Below are 15222 nucleotides of genomic sequence, written 5' to 3'. Positions count from 1 at the left end.
TTTAAAGGCCAAGCAAAAGGTGTATCTGGACGGCAAATGTCCAATCCCTTCTCCCGTTGGGCCAACAGGAACATGCCGACGCGCGAAGGCATGGCGAAGAACCGCTTTCTCGCCCCTATCGCGCATCGTTTCCTGAGCCCCGAGCTGTGGCGCTTCACTCGCCGCTCGGTCCCGCGCGGGGTTGCTCTGGGACTGTTCGCCGGGTTCATCGTGCCGGTCGGGCAGATTTTCCTCGCAGCCTTCCTTGCACTACCGACGCGGGCCAACGTGCCGCTCGCGGCGCTTGTGACATTCATCACCAACCCGTTCACATTCCCGTTCTGGGCGGTGCTGGCGACCAAGATCGGGCGTTTCATGCTCAAGCTGGACGCCGCCACGGTCGATGCCTCGCATTCGTCGATCGCTTCGGGCCCGTGGACGTGGTTCACCGAATTCTTCCAGCTTGCCGGAGCAGCCGCGGTCGGTTTCCTGGTCATGGCGATCGTGTTTTCGGTGCTCGGCTATTTCGCGACCAACGTCGCCTGGCGGTTCATCGTCGCCAGCAGGCGCAGGGCGCGGCTGAAGAAGATGGAAGCGCGGCTCGACCAGCGGCTGGGTGCAGGCAAGTGAGCGTGAAGGGGGGCGAGGCGGAAACGTTGCGCGCTCCGCTGCTGCTCGGCGGGGTGGCTGCCGCGCTGGCTGCCAGTGTGCTGCTCCTGTGGCTGGCCAGCGGCGAGACGATAGTTACGCTGGCGTTCGCGGGAGGCCTAGCGGTCCTGCTGGCGGCGGGGTTCGCGTTTTCGCGGATGCGCCCGGCGAGCGACCGGCAGGAGCTGGCGCCGCCCGACTGGTCGGTGACGGTCGCTGCGCTCGACCAGTCAGGCGTAGCGGTGGCGATTGCCGATCGGGCCAATCGGTTGGTATGTGCCAATGCCGCCTACGCCGAATGGTTCGGGATCGGTGCTGCCCCGCCGGGTCTTGCGCTCGACCGGGCCGGGCTCGAGGCACTCACGCGTGCCGCCCGCGAAGCCTGGCGTGACGGCACGGGCGCGGCGGACGACGTTGTATCAGCCGACGGCGAAACCACTTGGACAGTGACCGCCGAACGCGCAGGGCGCGGCGAGGACTACCTTGTCTGGCGGTTTCGCCCGGTGGCGCAGGAAGATGCGCTGACCGAAATGTCCAGCCGGATTTCCGGCCAGCTCGGGCAACTTCTTTCGCGCGCGGGGATCGAAGCGGCGATCGTCGCTCCCGACGGCACGGTCACGGCCAGCGGCCCCGGTTTCGCCGAACGGGCGACCGGCGATGCCAAGGCGACTCTTGCCGGGCAGGACTTCGCCGCGCTGCTGCGCACCGACGAGCGCGACCAGATCTACTTCGCCCGCGAGGGACGAAGCGGCAGCCCGCAGACGCTCGTCCATGTCCCGCTGGGCGATCCGCAAGCCACCCGGGTGCCGGGGCCGGACGAAGGCCCGTCATTGATGCTGCTGGTCGATAGCGCGGTCGGGCTTGGCGCGAGCGAGGGCAGCGGGCAATCCACTCCGCAGCTCGAATCGCTACTCGGCGCGTTGCCCCTTGGGCTTGCAGTGACAAATCGCGACGGACGCTTCTTGTTCGCTAACGCGGCGTTCCGGCGGGCGGCGGGGATCGAGGATGGCGAATTGCCGCAATTTCCCTCCGACCTCGTCGCGCGCGAAGACAAGGGCGCGGTGTCCGACGCGGTGCGACGGTTCGGCAAGGGGCCCGCGACCAGCGGCGACATGGCGATCCGCCTGCGCGGTACGCCCGACGATCCGGTTTCGCTGGGCATCGCCGGGGTGCGCGGGTTGGGCGAAGTCGCGGTGCTGCTGAGCCTGGTCGATTCGACCGAGGAAACCCGGCTCAAACGGCAGGTGGCACAAGCGACCAAGATGCAGGCGGTGGGCCAGCTGGCGGGCGGGGTAGCGCACGACTTCAACAACGTGCTGACCGCGGTGATCGGCACGTGCGACCTGATGTTGCTGCGCCATACCCCGGGTGACAGCGACTACGACGACATCCAGCAGATCAAGGCCAATTCGAACCGCGCTGCCGCGCTGACCCGCCAACTGCTCGCGTTCAGCCGCCAGCAGACCCTGCGGCCCGAAGTCCTCCAGTTGCCCGACGTGATCAGCGAAGTGGCGATGCTGCTCAAGCGGCTGCTGGGCGAGAAGATCGAACTGGTGGTGCGCCATGACCGCGACCTCGGCGCGGTCCGTGCCGATCCCCAACAGCTCGAACAGGTGATCGTCAACCTCGTGGTCAACGCGCGTGACGCCATGCTGGCAAAGGGTAACGGCGGCAAGGTGTCGCTCGCGACCCGCCGCGTCACCGCCAAGGACGTGCGCAAGATGGCGAGCGAGATAATCCCCGAGGCGGACTATACCGTGCTGGTGGTGCAGGATACCGGCGGCGGGATCCCGCCTGACCTGCTGGGCAAGATCTTCGAGCCGTTCTTCACCACCAAGGAGCTGGGCAAGGGAACCGGCCTTGGGCTGTCGACCGTCTACGGCATCGTCAAGCAATCGGGCGGGTTCATCTTTGCCGACAACATCCCCGCGGTCGGCCCGCCCGAAGGCGCGCGCTTCAGCATCTATTTCCCGGTTCACCACGCCGAAGCGTCCCCCGCGCGCAAGGACAAGCCGGCCGAACCCGCCAAGGCGTGGTCGGGCGGCGGCAAGCTGCTGCTGGTCGAAGACGAGGACATGGTCCGCGCCGTCGCCGAGCGTGCGCTCAGCCGCGCCGGCTACACGATCACCGCCTGCAGTGATGGCGAGGAAGGGCTGGCGGCGGTTGCCAATGGCGGCGATTTCGACCTCGTCGTGAGCGATGTCGTGATGCCGGTCATGGACGGACCGGCAATGGCCAGGCAGATCCGCAAGGTGAAGCCGCGCCTGCCGATCCTGTTCATGTCGGGCTATGCCGAAGAGCAACTACGCAACGAGATCGACATCGAAGCGATGCACTTCATGCCCAAGCCGTTCAGCGTCCAGCAGATATCCGACACCGTGGCCGCGATCCTTGGCGAACACGCCGCGAAATAGGGCTGCATCGGCTGTTAGCAGGCTGGTTCGGCAGGGAATCGATCGGGTCTTGCCGGATTCGCCGATTGGAGAACGAGCCGCCGGTGAACGTGTCTGCTGGCTTGGTTTTGACTAACCTTGCGGGTGACGTATCGCAATAATTACAGTGATTTGCTGGCGAATTGAAAAAATTTTGTTCCATACTTGTTCTTGTGGAACAAACCAGATACATAATGCCACAGTTGATGACCGGGCAGGGGGCCTAGGCAAACGACGGAGGCATATGTCATGGCGGCAGCGAACCTGAAGCTGGTAGAAGGCAAGAACGTGGATACGGACCGTCAGAAGGCACTTGATGCCGCACTCGCGCAGATCGATCGCGCATTCGGCAAGGGCTCGGCGATGAAGCTGGGCCAGAAGGAAGCGATGAACGTCGAATCGATTTCGACCGGGTCGCTCGGCCTCGATATCGCGCTCGGCGTCGGCGGTTTGCCCAAAGGCCGCGTGATCGAGGTCTACGGGCCGGAAAGCTCCGGCAAGACCACGCTCGCGTTGCACGTGATCGCCGAAGCGCAGAAGGCTGGCGGTACCGCCGCGTTCGTCGATGCCGAACACGCGCTCGACCCGGTCTATGCCAAGAAGCTCGGCGTCGATATCGACGAACTGATCGTCTCGCAGCCCGATACCGGCGAACAGGCGCTGGAAATCACCGACACGCTGGTCCGCTCGAACGCGATCGACGTACTGGTGGTGGATTCGGTCGCTGCGCTGGTGCCGCGGGCGGAAATCGAAGGCGAGATGGGCGATAGCCACGTCGGCCTCCAGGCCCGCCTGATGAGCCAGAGCCTGCGCAAGCTGACCGGCTCGATCAACCGCAGCAAGTGCATGGTGATCTTCATCAACCAGCTGCGCATGAAAATCGGCGTGATGTACGGCAACCCGGAAACGACCACCGGCGGCAACGCGCTCAAGTTCTACGCTTCGGTCCGCCTCGACATCCGTCGCACCGGGCAGATCAAGGATCGCGACGAAATCATCGGCAACTCGACCCGCGTGAAGGTCGTCAAGAACAAGGTCGCTCCGCCGTTCAAGCAGGTCGAATTCGACATCATGTACGGGGAAGGCATCTCGAAGATCGGCGAGATCCTCGACCTCGGCGTCAAGGCCGGCTTGGTGGAGAAGTCGGGCAGCTGGTTCAGCTACGACAGTATCCGCATCGGGCAGGGCCGCGAGAACGCCAAGCAATACCTCAAGGAAAATCCCGAAGTTTGCGACCAGCTGGAAGCCGCGATCCGCGGCCGGACCGATGCTGTCGCCGAGGAAATGATGACGGGCCCGGACGCGGAATCCGACGACTGATCCTCACCCCCTGGGTGCGCCAACCCCGAACCTCCCCGGCGCACCCGATGAACCCGGGAAGCCGGTGCGAGTACTCCCTCTGCCCGAGGAGTCCGCACCGGCTTTTCTTTGCCCTCGATGCGCCGCTCTCTTTTTTGCTGCAACATGCCATGCTAGCTCCGCGCCTCGGGTTACAGCGAAAACATATGCGCGCCGAACCGATCGGCATGCAGCGCAAGGAGACCAGCGTATGACCGATGGAGCCGATTGGCGCGGCAAGGTGGGCAGCAAGTGGGCCGACGAATGGCGGCGGACCGACCGCAGCTTCAGCGGCCTCACCGACAGGCTCCTGGGTCGGGCGAACGCAGGCAATTTCTCAAGCGTGCTCGATATCGGTTGCGGAGCGGGCGAGGTCTCGCTCGCGCTGGCCCGCGGCCACCCACAAGCGCGCGTCACCGGCATCGACATCAGCAGCAACTTGCTGGCTGCGGCGCGCGAACGCGGAGCGCAACAGGACCGTGTGAAGTTCGTGGAATGCGACGCTGCCGAATGGAAGCCGGAGGGTGCCCGGCCCGACCTGCTGGTGTCGCGCCACGGCGTGATGTTCTTTCCCGACCCGGTCGCAGCATTCAGCCACTTGCGTAGCATAGCGGCTGATGGTGCCCGGTTGGTGTTCTCGTGCTTCCGCACCCCGGAAGACAACGAGTGGGCAAGCGGCTTGGCCGCGCTCCTGCCCGGTAGCGGAGGGGCGCCGCCTCAGCCAGATGCCCCAGGTCCGTTCGCGTTCGCCGATACCACGCGGGTTGAATCGATCCTCGCGCGTTCCGGCTGGAGCGACATCGCATTCGAGCCGGTCGACTACGCGTTCGTTGCCGGATCGGGAGAAGATCCAGTGGCCGATGCAGAGGAGTTCTTCTTCCTGATCGGGCCGGCAGCGCGCATAGCCGCTTCACTCGAAGGACAGGAACGCGAGGCCTTCCGCGCGCGCTTGCAGCCATTTCTCGAAAGGCACCGTGACGGCAACATGGTGCTGTTCCCCGCCGCCGCGTGGATCGTATCAGCCCGAAACGGCTGATCGCACACGGCGATCGCTCTGGCGCACCAATTGCGCTTGTCGCCTCGGCGCGCAGCAACTAACTGCGGGTGGTTATGACGTCGACCAACGAAATCCGCCGCAGTTTCCTCGACTATTTCGCGGGTGCCGGACACCGCGAAGTGCCGAGCGCACCGCTGGTGCCTTACAACGATCCCACGCTGATGTTCGTCAACGCGGGGATGGTGCCGTTCAAGAACGTGTTCACCGGGCTGGAAACCCCGCCCAGCCCGACCGCTACCAGCAGCCAGAAATGCGTGCGAGCAGGCGGCAAGCACAACGATCTCGACAACGTAGGCTACACCGCTCGGCACCACACGTTCTTCGAAATGCTCGGCAACTTCAGCTTCGGCGACTACTTCAAGGAACAGGCGATCATCCACGCCTGGACCCTGCTCACGAAGGAATGGGGCATTTCGGCCGACCGGCTGACCGCGACCGTCTACCACACCGACGACGAAGCATTCGACCTGTGGCGCAAGATCAGCGGCCTGCCCGAAGAGCGGATCATCCGCATACCGACGAAGGACAACTTCTGGGCGATGGGCGACGATGGCCCGTGCGGCCCGTGTTCGGAGATATTCTACGATCATGGCGATCACATCTTCGGCGGCCCTCCCGGCAGCCCGGATGAGGATGGCGATCGCTTCGTCGAAGTATGGAACCTCGTGTTCATGCAGAACGAGCAGGTGGCTGGCGAGATCGTCGGCGACCTGCCCAAGAAGAGCATCGACACCGGCATGGGGCTCGAGCGCATCGCGGCGGTGCTGCAGGGCGTGCACGACAACTACGACACCGATACCTTCAAGGAACTGATCGCTGCAAGCGAGAGCCTGACCGGAGTGAAGGCCGAAGGCGAGCAACAGGCCAGCCACCGCGTGATTGCCGACCATTTGCGTTCGACCAGCTTCCTGCTCGCCGACGGCGTGCTGCCATCGAACGAAGGGCGCGGATACGTGCTGCGGCGGATCATGCGCCGCGCGATGCGCCACGCGCACCTGCTGGGCGCGAAGCAGCCGCTGATGCACCGTCTGGTGCCTGCGCTGGTGACCGAAATGGGCCAGGCCTATCCCGAGCTTGGCCGCGCACAGCCGCTGATCGAGGAAACCCTCGAACGCGAGGAAACCCAGTTCCGCCGCACGCTCGAAAAGGGTCTCGGCCTGCTCGAGGAAGCGACCGCCGGGATGGGCGAGGGCGCGAGCCTCAATGGTGAAACAGCGTTCAAGCTCTACGACACCTACGGCTTTCCTTACGACCTGACCGAAGACGCGCTGCGCAGCCGCGGCATCGCGGTCGATCGCGCCGGGTTCGACGCAGCGATGGACCGCCAGAAGGCCGCCGCGCGCGCTGCGTGGAAGGGCAGCGGGCAGGCCGCCGACGGCGAGCTGTGGTTCGACATTGCCGAGCGCGAAGGCGGGACCGAGTTTACCGGCTATTCCTCGACCGAAGGCGAAGGCCGGGTCGTCGCGCTGGTCAAGGATGGCAAGGAAGTCGACAGCGCGGCAGTTGGCGACGAGGTCATCGTCCTCGTCAACCAGACCCCGTTCTACGGCGAAAGCGGCGGGCAGGCGGGCGACGCGGGAACGATCACGACGCCGGACGGACTCCAGATCGCGGTCGACGATACGTCGAAGCCGCTCGGTCGCTTGCACGCGCACCACGGCAAAATCGAGGCGGGTGCGATCAAGGCGGGCGACACTGTCCACCTGTGGGTCGATGCCGACCGGCGCGACCGGATCCGTGCGAACCATTCGGCAACGCACCTCGTCCATGCCGCGCTGCGCAACCGGCTGGGCGATCACGTGACGCAGAAGGGCTCACTGGTGGCGGAAGACCGCCTGCGGTTCGACTTCTCGCATCCCAAGGCGCTGAGCGACGAGGATATCGCGGCGGTCGAAGCCGAAGTGAACGCCGAGATCCGCCACAACGATACAGTCTTGACCCGGCTGATGAGCCCCGACGATGCAATCGCGGCGGGCGCGATGGCGCTGTTCGGCGAAAAATATGGCGACGAAGTGCGCGTGCTGTCGATGGGCCATGCAGGCAGCGACGGAAAGAGCTATTCGATCGAACTGTGCGGCGGCACCCATGTGCGCGCGACCGGCGATATCGGGATCTTCCGGATCGTTTCGGAAAGCGCGGTCAGTTCAGGCGTGCGCCGTATCGAGGCGTTGACCGGCGAAGCTGCGCGCCGCTGGCTGGTCCACCGCGAAGACGCGCTCAAGGATGCTGCCGCGGTCATTCGCGCGACGCCGGAAGAGGTTCCTGGGCGGATTGCTGCGCTGATGGATGAGCGCAAGCGGCTCGAGCGCGAACTGGCCGAAGCGAAGAAGGCACTGGCGCTGGGCGGTGGCGGTACCGCGAGCGGCCCGGCGGACGAGGATGTTGGTGGCGTGACCTTCAGCGGACAGGTGATCGACGGGCTCGAAGCGAAGGAGTTGCGCGGTCTGCTCGACGAAGCCAAGCAGCGGATGGGCTCTGGCGTCGCCGCGATCTGCGCGGTCAACGACGGCAAGGCGGCGTTCGCGGTGGGCGTAACCGACGACCTGACGGGCCGGTTCAGTGCGGTCGATCTCGTGCGCGCTGGCGTGGCGGCGCTCGGCGGCAAGGGCGGCGGCGGGCGGCCCGATATGGCGCAGGGCGGCGGACCCGACGGTAGCAAGGCCGAGGAGGCGATCACCGCAGTGCGGCGCATCCTCGCCGGGGAAACCGCTGCGGCGTAAACCCGCTCAGTCGCTTTCGACGGTCGAGGTGCGCAGTTTGGGCTTGTGCTCGAGTTGCGCGTCCTGCTGGATCTGCGCGCGGAATTCGTCGCGCTTTTCGTGGATCGAGGCAATCACCGGCCCCATCGCCACGCCAAGATCGACTAGCACAGCCTCCGACAGTTGAAGCGAGCTCTCCAGCGTTTCTGGCACTGCGTGGGTCGCCCCGGCGCGGTAGAGTTCGCCAGCGTGAGCCGTGTCGCGCGCGCGGGCGATAATCGGCAGGTCGGGGTGTGCCGCGCGCAGCTTGGCGGTCAGGCGCTGCGCCAGCACCGGCTCGTCCATCGTCAGGATAGCGGCCAGCGCGTGGTCGATCCCGAGCCGGTCGAGCGCATGGCCGCGCGCGGCATCGCCGAAAGTCGCCTGGTAGCCCATCCGCCGGGCCCGTTCGATCAGGTCCGCATCGGAATCGATCGCGATGTAGGGTTTGCCGTGCACCGTAAGCATGTCGGCTACCAGCCGCCCGACCCGTCCAGCGCCGACGATGATGACGCGTGGAACCCCACGATCTTCCTCGGGCAACTCGGGGATCGGATCGACCTGCCGTCCGATCACCCGGCCAAGCCGCGCCAGCAGAGGGGTCACCGTCAAGCCGATCGCTGTGACAATCTGCCAGAACTGCGCGGTTTGCGGCTCGATCAGCTGGGCTGCGCTGGCTGCGGTCAGCACGATCAGTGTCGTTTCGCTGGGGCTGGCCATCAGCACCCCGGTCTCTGCTGCGGTTCCGCGCCGGGCACCCATCAGCCGCAACAGAACGCCAGTGACGCAGGCCTTCAGGATCAGCACCCCGGTGACCGCAATCGCCAGCGTGCCGAGGTTGTCCCAGATCGTCGCGAGGTCGATGCTCATCCCCACGGTGATGAGGAAAATGCCGAGCGCCAGCCCCTTGAAGGGTTCGGTGATTCCCTCGACTTCGCCGCTGTATTCTGTCTCTGCGATCAGCAATCCGGCGATCAACGCTCCGACAATCGGTGAAAGGCCGGCGGCGGCAGTCGCAAGGCTGGCTCCGATCACCACCAGCAGGCTGGCGGCGAGGAACAGTTCAGGGCTCTTCGTCCTTGCCGCTTGTGCAAACAGGCGGGGTAGGGCGAGGCGACCGAGCACCAACAGGACCAGCACCACCAGCCCGCCTTGCCACAGCGTGGCAAGCAAGCCCGACCAACCCGCTTCACCCGCATACGGAGCCATCGCGCCGAGCATGAAGATGATCGGCACGATCGCGATATCTTCGAACAGCAGCATCGACAGCGCCGCGCGACCGACCGGGCTGGTCGTCCCACTGATCGGCAACACGATCGCGGTGGAACTCAGCGCAAGCGCGAGCCCGAGCCCGATTGACCCGGTCCAGTGCTGGCCAAGCGCCATGAGGAATGCGGCCACTAACGTGCCGGTTATCAGCAATTCCATCGCGCCGAGGCCGAACACCAGCCGCCGCATCGTCCACAGGCGGCCGAACGACAGCTCCAGCCCGATGGTGAACAGCAGCAGGATAATCCCGAACTCGGCGAACGGGGTGAGCCCCGTCGAATCGGTGATCGTGAAGTGCGCGAGCCACGGATAGCTGGGCACCAGAGTGCCGAGGCCGAATGGGCCGACAGCGATACCGATCAGGATGAACCCGATGACCGGGGTGATGCGGAAACGGTGGAACACGGGGATCACGATCCCGGCGGCCCCTAGGATCACCAGCGCGTCGGACAGCATCGGGGCATCGAGTTCGGCGGCCATGCGTTGAAAGTATCGGGCGAACGGCGCATTGTCACCAAATGGCAGAGCACGACGTAATCGTCGTCGGCGGCGGTCCGGCGGGCATGATGGCAGGACTGTTGCTGGCGCGCAGCGGGGTCGACGTGATGGTGCTGGAAAAGCACCCCGACTTCTTTCGCGATTTTCGCGGCGACACGGTTCACCCGGCGACGATGGAGATCCTGTCGGAACTTGGTTGGCTTGAGGAATTCCTGCAGCTTCCGCACAACCGGATGGACGGTGCAGAGTTTACTTGGGAAGATCGGACCTACCAGTTCGCCGACTTCACCCATCTCGACACTCCGGCGCCGTTCATTGCGATGATGCCGCAGTGGGACTTCCTCGATTTCCTGCGCGAAAAGGCGCGCGGCTTTCCCGGATTCCACCTCGCGATGCCGGGTGAAGTCACGGGTCTCGACCAGACGGACGGGCGCTTCACCGGCGTAACGATGGCCGACGGGACGCGCCACGTCGCGCGCAAGCTGGTGCTGATGTGCGACGGGCGTGGCTCGCTCGTGCGCTGCCAGCACATCCTGCCCCTCCACGATCTGGGCGTGCCGATCGACGTGTTGTGGTTCAAGGTGCCCAAGCCCGCGCCCGGTTCAAGGCTACGCGGGCAAATCAAGGGCGGGCAGATGCTCGTGCTGTTTGACCGCGCGAGCTACTGGCAAGCGGCCTTCATTATCGCCAAGGGCGGCGCGGACGCGCTCCGGCAGCAGCCGATTGCCGATTTCCGCGCCAGGGTGCTCGAGGCCGCGCCCGATTTGCCCGATCTTGCAGAGGCTCTTTCCGACTGGGACAAGGTCAAGCTGCTGTCGGTCTCGCTCGACCGGCTCGAGTGCTGGCACAGGCCGGGCCTGCTGGCGATCGGCGATGCCGCGCACGCGATGAGCCCGGTCGGCGGGGTCGGGATCAACCTTGCGATCCAGGATGCGGTTTGCGCCGCCAATTTTCTCGCCGCGCCGCTGGCCGCAGGCGAGAATGTCGATGCACTGCTGCACAAGGTGCAGGATCGCCGGGCACTGCCGGTGCGGATCGTGCAGGGCGTGCAGAAACTCGCGCACGAAGCGATGATCGAGCCGGTTCTCGAATCGGACAGCACCGGGCGCAAGGCACCGCTGCCGCTGCGGATTGCCGACCGCTTCCCGATGCTCCGCCAATTGCCGGCACGGCTGATCGGTTTCGGGTTCCGGCGTGAGAAGCTAACCGCGCCAATCGCCGCCTGACGGGTACAAAAAAAGCCCCCGGCGATGCGGGGGCTTCATTGTCGTCTCGCTAAAGTGCGGATCAGGCCCAGTTGGCCATTTCCGTCTCCAGGTTGTTCACGATCGCTTCGAAGAACTGCTCGGTCGTCAACCAGCTCTGGTTGGGGCCGATCAGCAGCGCGAGGTCTTTGGTCATCTTGCCGCTCTCGACGGTCTTGATGCAGACCCTCTCGAGCGTTTCGGCGAACTTCACCACATCGGGCGTATCGTCGAACTTGCCGCGATACATCAGCCCGCGGGTCCACGCGAAGATGCTGGCGATCGGATTGGTGCTGGTCGCCTTGCCCTGTTGGTGTTGGCGATAGTGACGGGTGACGGTGCCGTGGGCGGCCTCGGCCTCCACGGTCTTGCCGTCGGGTGCCATCAGCACCGAGGTCATCAGGCCGAGCGAACCGAAGCCCTGCGCCACCACGTCGGACTGCACGTCACCGTCATAGTTCTTGCAAGCCCACACGAACTTGCCGTTCCACTTGAGCGCCGAAGCGACCATGTCGTCGATCAGGCGGTGTTCGTAGTGGATGCCCGCTTCCTTGAACTTTTCGGCGAAGCCCTCGGTGTCGTAGACTTCCTGGAACAGGTCCTTGAAGCGCCCGTCGTAGGCTTTCATGATCGTGTTCTTGGTGGACAGGTAGACCGGCCAGCCGAGGTTGAGCCCGTAGTTGAAGCTCGCGCGGGCGAAGTCGCGGATCGAATCGTCGAGGTTGTACATCGCCATCGCGACGCCGCTCGACGGGAAATCGAACACCTCGAGATCGATGGTCTTCCCGTCCTCGCCATCGAACACCAGCCGTAGCTTGCCCTTGCCCGGGATCAGCGTGTCGGTGGCGCGGTACTGGTCGCCGAACGCGTGGCGGCCGACCACGATCGGATCGGTCCAGCCCGGCACCAGCCGCGGCACATTGTCGATCACGATCGGTTCGCGGAACACCACGCCGCCCAGGATGTTGCGGATCGTGCCGTTGGGGCTCTTCCACATCTTCTTGAGGTGGAATTCCTCCACCCGCGCTTCGTCCGGGGTGATCGTGGCGCACTTCACGCCCACGCCGTGCTGCTTGATCGCATTGGCCGCATCGACCGTGATCTGGTCGTCGGTCTGGTCGCGCATTTCGATCGACAGGTCGTAGTAGAGCAGGTCGATATCGAGATAGGGCTGGATCAGCCGTTCGCGGATCCACTGCCAGATGATGCGGGTCATCTCGTCGCCGTCGATTTCGACGACCGGGTTCTTCACCTTGATCTTGGCCATGTCCGTCCTGTTCGTATGGATAATCGGGCGCGCTTTAGCAGGTGGGCGCGTGCGCGCAAGTTTGCCCCCATTTGCAAAAGGCGCCGCTTGCGCGACGCCCTTGCATTAGCCTTCGATGGTGGGCGTAGGAAGGATTGAACTTCCGACCCCTACGATGTCAACATAGTGCTCTACCACTGAGCTATACGCCCACACCATCGAGCAGCCGCTTGCGCGGCGAGGCGGCCATGTAGCGAGTGCTTGGGCAGCGCGCAAGAGCCTCAAAGGCTCGCTTGCGCATCGCCTTCGAACACCCGGTCGACCTCCAGCACGAGGTCGCGCAGGTGGAACGGTTTGGAGAGGACTTTGGCCCGCGGCTGTTCGCGGCTGGCCTTGAGTGTCACTGCAGCGAAGCCGGTGATGAACATCACTTTGGTCGTCGGCGAAACTTCGTTGCACCGCTGCGCCAGTTCGATCCCGTCCATTTCCGGCATCACGATGTCGGACAGCAGCAGGTCGAATTCTTCGCTTTCGAGCAGCGGAACGGCCGCGGTGCCGCGGTCTACCGCAACAACCTCGTAGTTGGCGTTCTCCAGCGCACGCGACAGATACGTGCGCATGGCGTCGTCGTCCTCGGCGAGGAGGATTCGATATTTACCCGGTCCGTCCATTGCGTGATTTATAGCCGCTGCTGCTTAAGAAATCTTTCCCGACGCGCCCACTGGCCTGCTTTGAGACAGGCTTTGACAGCGCGCCGCGGTTGGTTAACGCTGGCAGCGATGTCCGCCGCCAGTCCACGCACAGTCCGGTCCGGAGGGTCGATTCCCGGCAGCAAGGAGGCTGCCTTTGCACTTTCGGTGCATTCCGATGCGCCAATCCCGGTGCTGATCGCCGCGCCGCACGGCGGCCGTTCGTATCCCCCGGACCTGGTGCAGCGGATGCGCCACGCCGAAGACGCCAAGCTGCGTCTCGAGGATCGGCTTGTCGACCGGCTGGCGGAGATCGTCGCCGAGCAGACCGGAGCTGCGTTGCTGGTCGCCCGTGCACCGCGGGCGATGCTCGACCTCAATCGCTCGGTCGATGACATCGACTGGTCGGTGGTCGATGGCAGCGCTCCGCGTTCTGTGCGCCATTCGTTGACCAATCGCCGCGCGCGCGGCGGTCTTGGCCTTGTGCCGAGCAGACTCGCCGGGATTGGCGATCTGTGGACCGGCCGGATCGAACAAGCCGATCTCGAGGCGCGGGTCGACGGGATTCACCGGCCGTATCATCGCGCACTGGCCGAAACCCTCGAATCGCTCCGCGATCGCTGGGGGGCGGCGTTGCTGGTTGACCTGCATTCCATGCCGCCGCTCCAGCCACGCCATCCAGGGCACCGACCGGCAGAATTCGTGATCGGCGACAGGTTCGGTGCCAGCTGCGATCCGGCGCTCTCGTCGGTGGCATTGGCCTATCTTGAGCGGCAAGGCCGACCGATCGCCCACAATCGCCCTTATGCGGGCGGATTTGTGCTCGATCGTCACGGCGCCGCTGCACGCGGAATCCACGCAATGCAGGTCGAAGTGTGCCGCTCCACCTATCTCGACAGGCACTTGCGCGAGCCCTCGGCGAATTTGCCGCATGTTGCCGGGGTGCTGGCAGGGATGGTGCGCGAGCTGGCCGATCAGGTGGCCGCGCTGGGACGCGGCTCGGCCTTTGCGCTGGCTGCGGAATAGGCGCGAAGCGAACGACCGATAGAAAAAACCACCTCGTGCAACGCACGAGGTGGCCAAGGTTCAGGGAGGTGATGCACCGAAGTGCATCCGCCCGGGGCGGCCATGAGGGAAGCACACACCGGACAAAGCAGAAATAGGACGGGAGGCGGCTCAATTCAAGTGCCGCCCGCGGGTCGAACTCAGGGCATCCTTCCGGGATTGCGGCCGGATGCCCTGCGGATCGTCAGGCGCCGGCGACCGGAGCAGCCTGGAGCGCACTCGGCTGCGGGACCTTGCCCTGGCCCATTTGCCGGGCAAAGACCGCGCGCATGAGGTCGAGCGAGAAGATGTGGGCGTAGACAAGGGCGAGCAGCCCATTCTTGGTCCATTCGGTCACAGTCTTTTCGTCAAGCTCGCGAACCTTTTCGTCGTTGATCATCTGGAATCCACGATAGACGAACGGCTGGTCGGGCTTGGCAGGATCGGTGATGGCGATCTCGCCTTCCATCAACAGATCATGCTTCTTGATTTCGTCGACGAAAGCCTGTGTGCGGGCACCGGCCTGCTCGAACTGCTCGCAGAAATCGAGCGCTGCCTGGCCGGCAGGCGAAACCTTGCCTTCGTCGTCGAACAGGCGCTCGCCTTCGTCGAATTCGCCGACCACGCCGGCGGTCGGATCGAAGCACAGCGACAGCTCGTTGGAATCGGCCTGCAACCGGGCGAGCATGAAGGGATAGCGGCGGATGTATGCCGGGATGTACACCGGCTCGTTGATCTTGCCGTTTTCATCGATGAAAACGTTGACGTTCTCATTGAGGCCCATCAGCGCGAGCGGAACCGGGTTGTCGCCCGAGCTGAACACGATCGGGAAATCGCGTTGTGCCTGCACGAACTCATCGACCGTCAGCGGGATCGCGTGCTGGTTGTCCGCCCAGTTGAGTGAATCGAAGGGCTTACTGCTCCATTTGACGTGATCGCGGCTGTTGAGCGGCATGAGGTCCTTGTAGAACAGGGGCAGTTCGGGTTGCGGCGCGCTGGCCATTGAATGTCTCCAGTGTCAAAAATGCGAAAGTCGAAAA

Annotated in this window: 11 protein-coding genes and 1 tRNA gene; 7 read left to right on the top strand and 5 right to left on the bottom strand. The window is 64.6% G+C overall.

Annotated features, from left to right (window positions below; genetic code table 11):
* The first annotated feature begins 72 nt into the window (after positions 1 to 72).
* From CJO11_RS05225 to alaS, 5 genes are all read left to right on the top strand, one after another.
* A complete protein-coding gene (locus tag CJO11_RS05225; RefSeq protein WP_095011770.1) occupies positions 73 to 609 on the top strand; it encodes a DUF2062 domain-containing protein in 537 nt (178 codons plus the stop codon).
* A gap of 2 nt (positions 610 to 611) precedes the next feature.
* Positions 612 to 3041: a response regulator gene (locus tag CJO11_RS05220; RefSeq protein ID WP_095011769.1), complete on the top strand. Its 2430-nt coding sequence runs from the start codon at positions 612 to 614 to the stop codon at positions 3039 to 3041.
* Between the two features lie 267 nt (positions 3042 to 3308).
* A complete protein-coding gene (gene recA / locus CJO11_RS05215; protein ID WP_095011768.1) occupies positions 3309 to 4379 on the top strand; it encodes a recombinase RecA in 1071 nt (356 codons plus the stop codon).
* A gap of 229 nt (positions 4380 to 4608) precedes the next feature.
* Positions 4609 to 5433 carry a class I SAM-dependent methyltransferase gene (locus tag CJO11_RS05210; RefSeq protein ID WP_095011767.1) on the top strand — a complete coding sequence of 275 codons (825 nt, stop codon included), beginning with the start codon at positions 4609 to 4611 and terminating at the stop codon, positions 5431 to 5433.
* Between the two features lie 74 nt (positions 5434 to 5507).
* On the top strand, positions 5508 to 8174 hold the full coding sequence (gene alaS / locus CJO11_RS05205; protein ID WP_095013226.1) for an alanine--tRNA ligase: 2667 nt from the start codon (positions 5508 to 5510) through the stop codon (positions 8172 to 8174).
* 6 nt (positions 8175 to 8180) lie between these two features.
* On the opposite strand, the gene CJO11_RS05200 is transcribed toward alaS, so the two are convergent.
* On the bottom strand, positions 8181 to 9941 hold the full coding sequence (locus CJO11_RS05200; protein ID WP_095011766.1) for a cation:proton antiporter domain-containing protein: 1761 nt from the start codon (positions 9939 to 9941) through the stop codon (positions 8181 to 8183).
* A 38-nt stretch (positions 9942 to 9979) separates the two neighbouring features.
* On the opposite strand from CJO11_RS05200, the gene CJO11_RS05195 reads away from it, so the two are divergent.
* Positions 9980 to 11185, top strand: coding sequence for an FAD-dependent oxidoreductase (locus CJO11_RS05195; RefSeq protein WP_095011765.1), 1206 nt, complete (start codon positions 9980 to 9982; stop codon positions 11183 to 11185).
* A gap of 61 nt (positions 11186 to 11246) precedes the next feature.
* Here the strand turns inward: CJO11_RS05195 and CJO11_RS05190 are convergent, their stop codons facing one another.
* The 3 genes from CJO11_RS05190 to cpdR form a co-directional block, all read right to left on the bottom strand.
* The gene (locus CJO11_RS05190; protein ID WP_095011764.1) at positions 11247 to 12470 is read right to left on the bottom strand and encodes an NADP-dependent isocitrate dehydrogenase; all 1224 of its coding nucleotides are present in this window, start codon (positions 12468 to 12470) and stop codon (positions 11247 to 11249) included.
* A 116-nt stretch (positions 12471 to 12586) separates the two neighbouring features.
* Positions 12587 to 12661 (bottom strand) — tRNA-Val (locus CJO11_RS05185).
* A 69-nt stretch (positions 12662 to 12730) separates the two neighbouring features.
* A complete protein-coding gene (cpdR, locus tag CJO11_RS05180) occupies positions 12731 to 13120 on the bottom strand; it encodes a cell cycle two-component system response regulator CpdR (protein ID WP_095011763.1) in 390 nt (129 codons plus the stop codon).
* 108 nt (positions 13121 to 13228) lie between these two features.
* Here cpdR and CJO11_RS05175 point away from each other — a divergent pair, with 108 nt between their 5' ends.
* Entirely contained in the window at positions 13229 to 14164 is a 936-nt protein-coding gene (locus CJO11_RS05175; protein WP_095011762.1) for an N-formylglutamate amidohydrolase, read from the top strand.
* Positions 14165 to 14387: 223 nt separating this feature from the next.
* Here the strand turns inward: CJO11_RS05175 and CJO11_RS05170 are convergent, their stop codons facing one another.
* A complete protein-coding gene (locus tag CJO11_RS05170; protein WP_095011761.1) occupies positions 14388 to 15185 on the bottom strand; it encodes a SapC family protein in 798 nt (265 codons plus the stop codon).
* Positions 15186 to 15222: the final 37 nt, after the last annotated feature.

Origin of the sequence: Tsuneonella mangrovi (assembly GCF_002269345.1) — a bacterium.
In the GTDB taxonomy this organism is placed as follows: Bacteria; Pseudomonadota; Alphaproteobacteria; order Sphingomonadales; family Sphingomonadaceae; genus Tsuneonella; species Tsuneonella mangrovi.
The sequence above is the reverse complement of the archived record's forward strand: the minus strand, read 5'-3'. Positions and strand labels throughout refer to the sequence as shown.